This window comes from Streptomyces sp. NRRL S-495 (assembly GCF_000966955.1).
Classification (GTDB): Bacteria; Actinomycetota; Actinomycetes; order Streptomycetales; family Streptomycetaceae; genus Kitasatospora; species Kitasatospora purpeofusca.
Window position 1 is genome coordinate 1 of sequence record NZ_JZWY01000276.1, and the last position, 8479, is coordinate 8479.

9 protein-coding genes and 1 other RNA gene are annotated in these 8479 nt (G+C 75.3%); 6 read left to right on the top strand and 4 right to left on the bottom strand.

Annotation, left to right across the window (positions count from 1 at the left end; translation table 11 throughout):
* The 3 genes from VR45_RS44115 to VR45_RS15915 all read left to right on the top strand — a co-directional run.
* A partial coding sequence (locus tag VR45_RS44115) for a Nif3-like dinuclear metal center hexameric protein (protein WP_045940417.1) occupies positions 1–367 on the top strand: 367 nt, incomplete at its 5' end.
* Positions 368–390: 23 nt separating this feature from the next.
* Positions 391–1134: a C4-type zinc ribbon domain-containing protein gene (locus tag VR45_RS15910; protein WP_045940418.1), complete on the top strand. Its 744-nt coding sequence runs from the start codon at positions 391–393 to the stop codon at positions 1132–1134.
* Positions 1135–1144: 10 nt separating this feature from the next.
* A complete protein-coding gene (locus VR45_RS15915) occupies positions 1145–2284 on the top strand; it encodes a bifunctional RNase H/acid phosphatase (protein ID WP_234325986.1) in 1140 nt (379 codons plus the stop codon).
* 56 nt (positions 2285–2340) lie between these two features.
* Here the strand turns inward: VR45_RS15915 and yaaA are convergent, their stop codons facing one another.
* Both yaaA and VR45_RS42365 read right to left on the bottom strand, forming a co-directional pair.
* Entirely contained in the window at positions 2341–3126 is a 786-nt protein-coding gene (gene yaaA, locus VR45_RS15920) for a peroxide stress protein YaaA (protein ID WP_045940420.1), read from the bottom strand.
* Positions 3127–3167: 41 nt separating this feature from the next.
* On the bottom strand, positions 3168–3632 hold the full coding sequence (locus VR45_RS42365; protein ID WP_078896557.1) for a DUF3995 domain-containing protein: 465 nt from the start codon (positions 3630–3632) through the stop codon (positions 3168–3170).
* A 162-nt stretch (positions 3633–3794) separates the two neighbouring features.
* Between VR45_RS42365 and VR45_RS15930 the strand changes: the two genes are divergently transcribed.
* The 3 genes from VR45_RS15930 to rnpB all read left to right on the top strand — a co-directional run bounded on the left by VR45_RS15930 (position 3795) and on the right by rnpB (position 7226).
* Positions 3795–5285: an RNB domain-containing ribonuclease gene (locus VR45_RS15930; RefSeq protein WP_045940421.1), complete on the top strand. Its 1491-nt coding sequence runs from the start codon at positions 3795–3797 to the stop codon at positions 5283–5285.
* 45 nt (positions 5286–5330) lie between these two features.
* Complete coding sequence (locus VR45_RS15935) at positions 5331–6815, top strand: DHA2 family efflux MFS transporter permease subunit (protein ID WP_045940424.1); 1485 nt, start codon at positions 5331–5333, stop codon at positions 6813–6815.
* Between the two features lie 13 nt (positions 6816–6828).
* Positions 6829–7226, top strand: an RNA gene (gene rnpB, locus VR45_RS42370) — RNase P RNA component class A.
* Between the two features lie 80 nt (positions 7227–7306).
* Here rnpB and VR45_RS15940 read toward each other — a convergent pair.
* Both VR45_RS15940 and VR45_RS15945 read right to left on the bottom strand, forming a co-directional pair.
* Positions 7307–7564 (bottom strand): hypothetical protein, encoded by a 258-nt coding sequence (locus VR45_RS15940; protein WP_030391599.1) that lies wholly within the window; start codon positions 7562–7564, stop codon positions 7307–7309.
* A gap of 113 nt (positions 7565–7677) precedes the next feature.
* Positions 7678–8076, bottom strand: coding sequence for an ACT domain-containing protein (locus VR45_RS15945; protein WP_045940422.1), 399 nt, complete (start codon positions 8074–8076; stop codon positions 7678–7680).
* Between the last annotated feature and the right edge of the window lie 403 nt (positions 8077–8479).

Here is an 8479-nt window from a genome sequence, read left to right on the forward strand (position 1 = left end):
GGTCACCGCCGGCCTGCCGGCCACCGCCGCCGGCGTCCGGGTCTCCGGTGACCCGAACCGGCTGGTCAGCCGGGTCGCGGTGTGCGGCGGATCGGGCGACAGCCTGTTCGCCGAGGTGCGCGCGGCGGGCGTCGACGCCTACCTGACCGCCGACCTGCGCCACCACCCGGCCTCCGAGGCCGCCGAGGCGGCGCCGGTCGCCCTGGTCGACGCCGCGCACTGGGCCACCGAGTGGCCCTGGCTGCCGCTGGCCGAGCGGGCGCTGCTCGGTACCGCCGAGAAGCGCGGGTGGACCGTGGAGACCAGGGTCTCCCGTACGGTCACCGACCCGTGGACCGCGCACGCCCCCATGTCCTTCCCCGCCTGACCCGATTCACAGGAGCTCTCCGCTTGAACGCCGCGCCCGCCGACCAGATCCGCCTGCTCGACCTCCAGGCCTTCGACTCCAAGCTCGACCAGCTGGCCCACCGGCGGCGCAGCCTGCCGGAGCACGCCGAGATCGACAAGGTCAACGCCGACCACACCGCGCTGAAGGACCTGGTGGTCGCCGCCCAGGCCCAGCACGGCGACACCACCCGTGAGCTGACCAAGGCCGAGCAGGACGTGGAGCAGGTCCGCTCCCGGGCCGCCCGCAACCAGCAGCGCCTGGACTCCGGCGCGATCACCTCGCCGAAGGACCTGGAGAACCTCCAGCACGAGATCGGCTCGCTGGCCAAGCGCCAGGGCGACCTCGAGGACGTCGTGCTGGAGATCATGGAGCGGCTGGAGTCCGCCCAGACCCGGGTCACCGAGCTGACCGCGCGCCTGGAGCACTCCACCGTCGTGCTGACCGAGGCCGAGGGCCGCCGGGACGCCGCGTACGCCGAGATCGACGCCGAGGTGGAGAAGGTCCGTCGCGACCGCGAGGCCGTCGCCGCCGTCGTCCCGGCCGACCTGATGAAGGTCTACGCCAAGCTGCGCGAGACGCAGGGCGGCGTCGGCGCGGCCCGCCTGTTCCAGCGCCGCTGCGAGGGCTGCCGCACCGAGTTCTCGATCACCGAGCTGAACTCCATCAAGGCCGAGCCGGCCGACAAGGTGGTCCGCTGCGAGAACTGCTCCCGGATCCTGGTCCGCACCGCCGATTCGGGCGTCTGACCCGGTGGCCGTGCGCAGGTTCGTCGTCGAGGCGGACGGCGGTTCCCGGGGCAACCCGGGGCCGGCCGGCTACGGCGCGGTGGTCCGGGACGGCGACACCGGACAGATCATCGCCGAGGCTGCGGAGTTCATCGGCCACGCGACCAACAACGTCGCCGAGTACAAGGGCCTGATCGCCGGCCTGAGGGCGGCCCGGGCGATCGACCCGGCCGCTTCGGTGGACGTCCGGATGGACTCCAAGCTGGTCGTCGAGCAGATGTCCGGCCGGTGGAAGATCAAGCACCCGGACATGCAGCCGCTCGCGGCCGAGGCGCGCGAGGTCTTCCCGCGCGGGCAGGTGGCGTACACCTGGATCCCGCGCGAGCGGAACAAGGACGCCGACCGGCTGGCCAACGAGGCGATGGACGCGGGCAAGGCGGGCCGCCAGTGGGAGCCCAGGGCCCCCAAGGCCGCCGCCGTCGACGAGCCCGAACCGTCGCTGGAGACCGCCGCTCCCAAGGCCGGCTGGGCGGCGCCCGCCGACCTCGGCACCCCGACCACCTTCGTCCTGCTCCGGCACGGCGAGACCCACCTCACCCCGGAGAAGCGGTTCTCCGGCAGCGGCGGCACCGACCCGGAGCTGTCCGAGAAGGGCCGCTGGCAGGCCGAGCGGGCCGCCGAGGCGCTCGCCGCGCGCGGTTCGGTCCAGGCCGTGGTGGCCTCGCCGATGCTGCGCACCCGGCAGACCGCCGAGACCGTGGCCGCCCGGCTGGGCCTGGAGGTCCGGTACGAGGAGGGGCTGCGCGAGGTCGACTTCGGGGCCTGGGAGGGGCTGACCTTCGGCGAGGTCCAGGAGCGGCACCCGGAGGACCTCGCCGCCTGGCTCGGCTCCGCCAGAGCCAGGCCGACCGGCGGGGGCGAGAGCTTCACCACCCTCACCCACCGGGTCGGGGTGGCCCGGGACAAGGTCCTCGCCCGCTACCCCGGGAAGACCGTGCTGGTGGTCTCGCACGTCAGCCCGATCAAGACGCTGGTCCGGCTGGCGCTCGGCGCCCCGCCGGACTCGCTGTACCGGATGGAGCTGTCCGCCGCCTCGATCTGCGCCGTCCAGTACTACGCGGACGGCAACGCCTCGCTGCGGCTGCTCAACGACACCGGGCACCTGCGCTGACGGACGCCGGGGGCCGGTCGGATCCCGTCCGACCGGCCCCCGGCGTACCTCGGGACTCAGTGCACCTCGGTGACCACCACGTCCAGCTGCCACGGCTTGCGCGCGGTGCCCTCGGCGGCGACCTCCACCCGGTGGCCGAGCCCCAGCAGCGCGTCCAGCAGCTCGCCGGGCGTCTTGGGCTCGGCGCCCGCGACCAGCAGGTCACGGACCAGGCGGCCCTTGGTGGCCTTGTTGAAGTGGCTCACCACCGTGCGCCGGCCGTCGCGCTCCTGCAGCACCCGCACGGTCGCCGTCCGGGCGACGAGCTCGCCGGCGGGCTTCCAGGCGGCCGCGTACGCGGAGGAGCGCAGGTCCAGCACCAGCCCGTCGGCGACCTCCGGCAGCACGGGCGCCATCGCGCTCCGCCAGTACGCTCCGAGCGCCCCCAGTCCGGGGAGTTTCACGCCCATCGAGCAGCGGTAGGGCGGGATCCGGTCGTCGATCCGTACGGCGCCCCAGAGCCCGGAGAAGACCAGCAGCGTCCGCACGGCCCGGTCGTACGCGGCCTCGTCGAGCGTCGCCAGCCCGAGGTTGTCGAAGAGCACCCCGGTGTACACCTCCCCGGCCGGGAAGGCCCCCGCCGTCGGCAGGCCCGCGTTGCGCGCCACCTCGCCGCGCAGCCCGGGGCTCAGCCCCAGCACCTCGGCGGCGGCGTCCTCGTCGCCCCGGCAGAGCCCGACCAGCGTCTCCAGCACCCGGGCCCGGGCCGCCGTCAGCCCGGACAGCGACAGTCCGTCGAGCGCCACCGGCACGCCGTCCCCGGACGCGGCCTTCCCCTCCGAGGGCGGCAACAGGACCAGCACGGCGGACTCCTCAACACTTTGTGGCGACGGACCCGGCCACCCTACGCAACCGGCCCCGGCTCCCGGTAACCCGTGCCGGCCGCCCCGACCACCGCCGCCCCGGCGCCGAGCGCCAGGCAGAGCGGCGAGTAGTACCGGGCGTCGAGCCGCCGGAACCGCTCCGAGCGCAGAGCCCGCTCGCCGCCGACCAGCGTCAGCCCGCCCGCGCCGCGGGTCAGCAGCACCGCCGACACCGTCCACACCCCCGCCCGGCGCAGCCGCGCCGGCCCGACCGCCGGCACCGCCCCGGCCTCCGCGGCCACCAGGTAGGCGGCCGCACCGAGCAGCCCCGCCACCGCCGCGCACGCCGCCGCCGGGGGCACCCCGTCGCCGGTGCCGACCACCGTGTCCGCGAACTCCTCCGGAGTCCGCAACGGCCACGGCGTCACCGTCCACAGCGCGTGCAGCGCCCCCGTCCCCGCCAGCACCCCGGCCACCGCCGTCCCCACGGCCCGTACCGCTCGCATCGCCCGTTCCCCCTTCGCCGTCGATCATCAGCGCCTCCCACGCTACGACCCCTTACGCCGACGCCCCGCCCGCGAGCCCCCGCCGCGCCCCGCCCGGACGTCGGCGCGCCGCCCGCCGCCGACCTCCGGCCGGAACCACCCGCCCGGCCCTACGCTGCCCCCATGCCCCGCCGAAAACTGCGCGTCAAGGCCGCCGACTCCGCCCGGATCAATGCCGAACTGGCCGAGCTGCGGGCCGCTCTGGAGATCCGCACCGAATGGCCCGAGGCGGCACTGGCGGAGGCCGAGCGGGCCGCCGAGGCACCCCGGCTGCCCGACCACGACGCCACCGAGCTGCCGCTGTTCACCGTCGACCCGCCCGGCTCCCGCGACCTCGACCAGGCGATGCACCTCGCCCACCGCCCCGGCGGCGGCTACCGGGTGCACTACGCCATCGCCGACGTCGCCGCCTTCGTCCGCCCCGGCGGGGCGATCGACCAGGAGGCCCGCCGCCGGGTGCAGACCCTGTACTTCCCCGACCGGCCGGTGGCGCTGCACCCGACCCGGCTCTCCGAGGACGCGGCCAGCCTGCTGCCCGGCGAACCCCGCCCCGCGCTGCTCTGGCAGCTCGACCTGGACGAGGACGGCGCCGTCGTCCTCGCCGACCTGCGGCGCGCCCTGGTCCGCTCGCACCGCCGGCTCGACTACGCGGCCGTCCAGCGCGCCGTGGACGCCGGCGGGGCCGACGAGCAGCTCGTCCTGCTCGCCACCGTCGGCCGGCTGCGCGAGGAACAGGAGCGCGAGCGCGGCGGAGTCAGCCTCCCCGTGCCCGAGCAGGAGATCGAGGAGACCCCGCGCGGCTACGTCCTCGGCTACCGCGCGCCCACCCCCGCCGATGGCTGGAACGCCCAGATCTCGCTGCTCACCGGCATGGCCGCGGCCGAGCTGATGCTGGACGCCGGGGTCGGCCTGCTCCGCACCCTGCCCGCCGCGCCGCCCGACGCGTACGAGCGGCTGCGCCGCACCGCCCGCGCGCTGGACATCGACTGGCCCGACGGCCTGCCGTACCCGGACCTGGTCCGTTCGCTGGACCCGGACCGCCCGCTGCACGCCGCCTTCCTGAACGAGTGCACCGGGCTGCTGCGGGGCGCCGGCTACCGGGCCTTCGACGCCGCCCGGGGCCGGCCCGCGCCCGCCGACCCCGGACACGCCGCGCTGGCCGCGCCGTACGCGCACTGCACCGCGCCGCTGCGCCGGCTGGGGGACCGGTTCGCCCAGGAGGTCTGCGCGGCGGTCGCGGCGGGGGAGGAGCCGCCGGACTGGGCGCGCGAGGCGCTGGTGGACGTGGCCGCGCTGATGACGGCCGGGGACCGCCGGGCGGGCGAGGTCGAACGGGCCTGCATGGACCTGGTGGAGGCGGAGGTGCTGTCCGGCCGGGTGGGCGAGGACTTCCCGGCGGTGGTCATCGACGTGGACGGGAAGCGGCCGGGCCGGGGCACCGTCCAGCTCCGCGAGCCGGCCGTCCGGGCCCGCTGCGACCGGGCGGGGACGGGGCCCGGCGAGGGGGCCGACGGGGAGTCACCCGGCACCGCCCTGCCGCTCGGCGGCCGGATCTCCGCCCGGCTCACCGTCGCGGACCCCACCACCCGGACGGTCCGCTTCGCCGCCGTCTGAGCCGGGTCCTGGTGGGAGGATCGACCCGTGCCCGATGCGACCTTCATGAGTCCGCCGCCCGTCGCCGACCCCGGCCGGCGCCGCCGACAGCTCGTCCTGGCGATCTGCTGCATGAGCCTGTTCATCGTCGGGCTCGACAACACCGTGGTGAACATCGCCCTCCCGGAGATCCAGAAGGACCTGGACGCCCCCGCCTCCGGCCTGCAGTGGATCATCGACGCCTACACCCTGGTGCTGGCCTCGCTGCTGATGCTGTTCGGCTCGCTCGCCGACCGCTTCGGCCGCCGCCGGGTGTTCCAGACCGGCCTGGTGGTCTTCGTGCTCGGCTCGCTGCTCTGCAGCCTGGCGCCGAGCCTGGGGTGGCTGGTGCTGTTCCGGGCGGTGCAGGCGGTGGGCGGTTCGATGCTCAACCCGGTGGCGATGTCGATCATCACCAACACCTTCACCGAGCCCCGCGAGCGGGCGCGGGCGATCGGCGTCTGGGGCGGGGTGGTCGGCATCTCGATGGCGCTCGGGCCGCTGCTCGGCGGCTTCCTGGTGCATGCCGCCGGCTGGCCGGCGATCTTCCTGATCAATGTCCCGGTCGGACTGCTGGCCTGCCTGCTGACCGCCCGCTACGTCCCCGAGTCGCGCGCGCCGCGGGCCCGCCGGCTGGACCCGGTGGGGCAGCTGCTGATGGTGGTGCTGCTCGGCTGCGGCACCGCCGCGATCATCGAGGGCCCGGAGCACGGCTGGACCTCCCCGCTGATCCTCGGCCTGGCCGTGGCGGCGCTCGCCGCGCTGGTGGCCTTCCCGCTCTGGGAGCGGCGGGTCGCCGAGCCGCTGGTGGACCCGAGGTTCTTCCGCAGCGCGCCGTTCACCGGGGCCACCCTGACCGCCGTCTGCGCGTTCGCCTCGCTCGGCGGGTTCCTCTTCCTCAACACCATCTACCTCCAGGACGTCCGCGGGTACAGCCCGATGGAAGCCGGTCTGTGGACGCTGCCGATGGCCGTGATGATGCTGGTCTGCGCGCCGCTGTCGGGCCGGATCGTCGGCGCCAGGGGGCCCCGGCTGCCGCTGGTGCTGGCCGGTCTCGGCCTGGTCGGCAGCGGTCTGCTGCTGACCCGGCTGGCGGCGGACTCCCCGCCGGCGCTGCTGCTGGCCGCGTACGGGCTGTTCGGCTTCGGCTTCGGCTTCGTCAACGCGCCGATCACCAACTCCGCCGTGTCCGGCATGCCGCGGGCCCAGGCCGGGGTGGCGGCGGCCGTCGCCTCGACCAGCCGCCAGGTCGGCCAGTCGCTCGGCGTCGCGGTGATCGGCACCGTGGTCGCCTCGGCCGTGGTCGGCCCGGTGCTCACCGGCTTCGCCCCGGCGACCCACGCCGGCTGGTGGATCCTGGTGGGGCTCGGCGCGACGATCCTGCTGCTCGGCCTGGTCACCACCTCCGCCTGGGGCACCGCCACCGCGGCCCGGGTGGCCGCCCACCTCGGCGCGGAGCCGCCGCCGGCCCGCCCCGGAGTACGGGAGGCCCCGCCCGAGCGGCTACCATGACCCCTACGGCGGAAGAGCCGGCCGGGCGGTCGCGACGGGTCCCAGGACCCGCCGAGGAACGTCCGGGCTCCACAGAGCAGGGTGGTGGGTAACGCCCACCCGGGGTGACCCGCGGGACAGTGCCACAGAAAACAGACCGCCCGCCGCTTAGGCGACGGGTAAGGGTGAAACGGTGGTGTAAGAGACCACCAGCGACCGGGGTGACTCGGACGGCTAGGTAAACCCCACCTGGAGCAAGGTCAAGATCGGCGCCCCAGGGCGCCGTGCGCGGATGCTTGAGGGCTGCTCGCCCGAGTCCGCGGGTGGACCGCACGAGGCTGTCGGCAACGGCAGCCCTAGATGGATGACCGCCTCCCCGGCCCGCGCGAGCGGCCCGGGAGACAGAACCCGGCGTACAGGCCGACTCTTCCGCCCCTGACGTCCGCGAAGGCCCCCCGATCTGCGAAGCAGCAGGCCGGGGGGCCTTCGGCGTTCCCGGGGCGGACGGGGGATCAGCCCGGGTGGGTGCCGACGGCGTCGCGGATCTGGTCGCCGAGGCCGCCGTTGACGCGGGCGCAGTGGGCGCAGCAGAAGAACATCCCGGCGACCTCGACGCCGTGGCCGACGATCCGGACGCTGCACTGCTCGCAGCGCGGGGCGAGCTTCTCCATGGCGCACTCGAAGCTGTCGAAGGTGTAGACGTCGCCGGTGACGGTCTTGATCTCGAAGGCGAGCCAGTAGTCGTTGCCGCAGGTGACGCAGGTGGCCATGGCGGCGCACTTCCTTCCGGGCGGGTGGGGCGGACGGCGGGGCCGGGCGGCTGCCCGGCCCTTCCCAGTGTCCGAGCGCCCCCGGCGGGCGGCCACCCGGTGGAGCCACCCGGTCACGCGGAGCGGTCGGAGAGCTTCTCCAGGGCGGCGAGGACGCGTTCGGCGTCGCCGGCGGCGACGAAGAGGTGGTCGTGGTGGTAGCCGGCCACCACGTTGCAGCTGAGCCCCTCCTCGGCGAGCCGGGTCGCGACGGCGGCGGTCAGGCCGACGGCCTCCAGGGCGGAGTGGATCCGCAGGGTGATCCAGGCGGCCACGTACTCGTAGCGCAGGCCCAGTGCGTCCGCCTCCTCCTGGGCCACCACCACGGTCACCCCCTCGGGTTCGGCGACGGTGGCGACCGGCCGCAGTCCGGCGGGCACCTTGGTGGGGAGCGTGCAGTAGACGTACCGCCCCGGGTTGAGCACGGGGCGCAGGTCGCGCAGCAGCGTTGCGAGGTCTCGTTCTCCGGCCATGCACGCACCGTAGCGGCCGAGGGGGCGGCAGTGTCGGAAGGTGTATCGGAAAGCGTTGACGGTCGACAGTCAGCGATATATCGTCGAGTTATCGAGACAGTAACTCGACTGTCCCGAACGATCGTCTGACGATCGTCGCGACGGGGCCGCGTCCGAGCGGTCCGAACTGGAGGTGGGTGCCATGCGCCCAGGACGATTCCGTGGAGAAGGCGGTCCCGGCGGTTGCCGCCCGGGGCCGGAGTTCGCCGGTACGCCCGGTGAGAGGTACGAGGGCCGGGGGGCGTTCGGTCCCTTCGGGCCGCCCTTCGGCGGCGGCGGGCCGGGTGGACGCCCGGGGCCGCCGTGGGCCCGGGGCGGCTTCGGCGGGCCGCCGCCGTGGGGGCGCGGACGGCGCGGCGGGCGG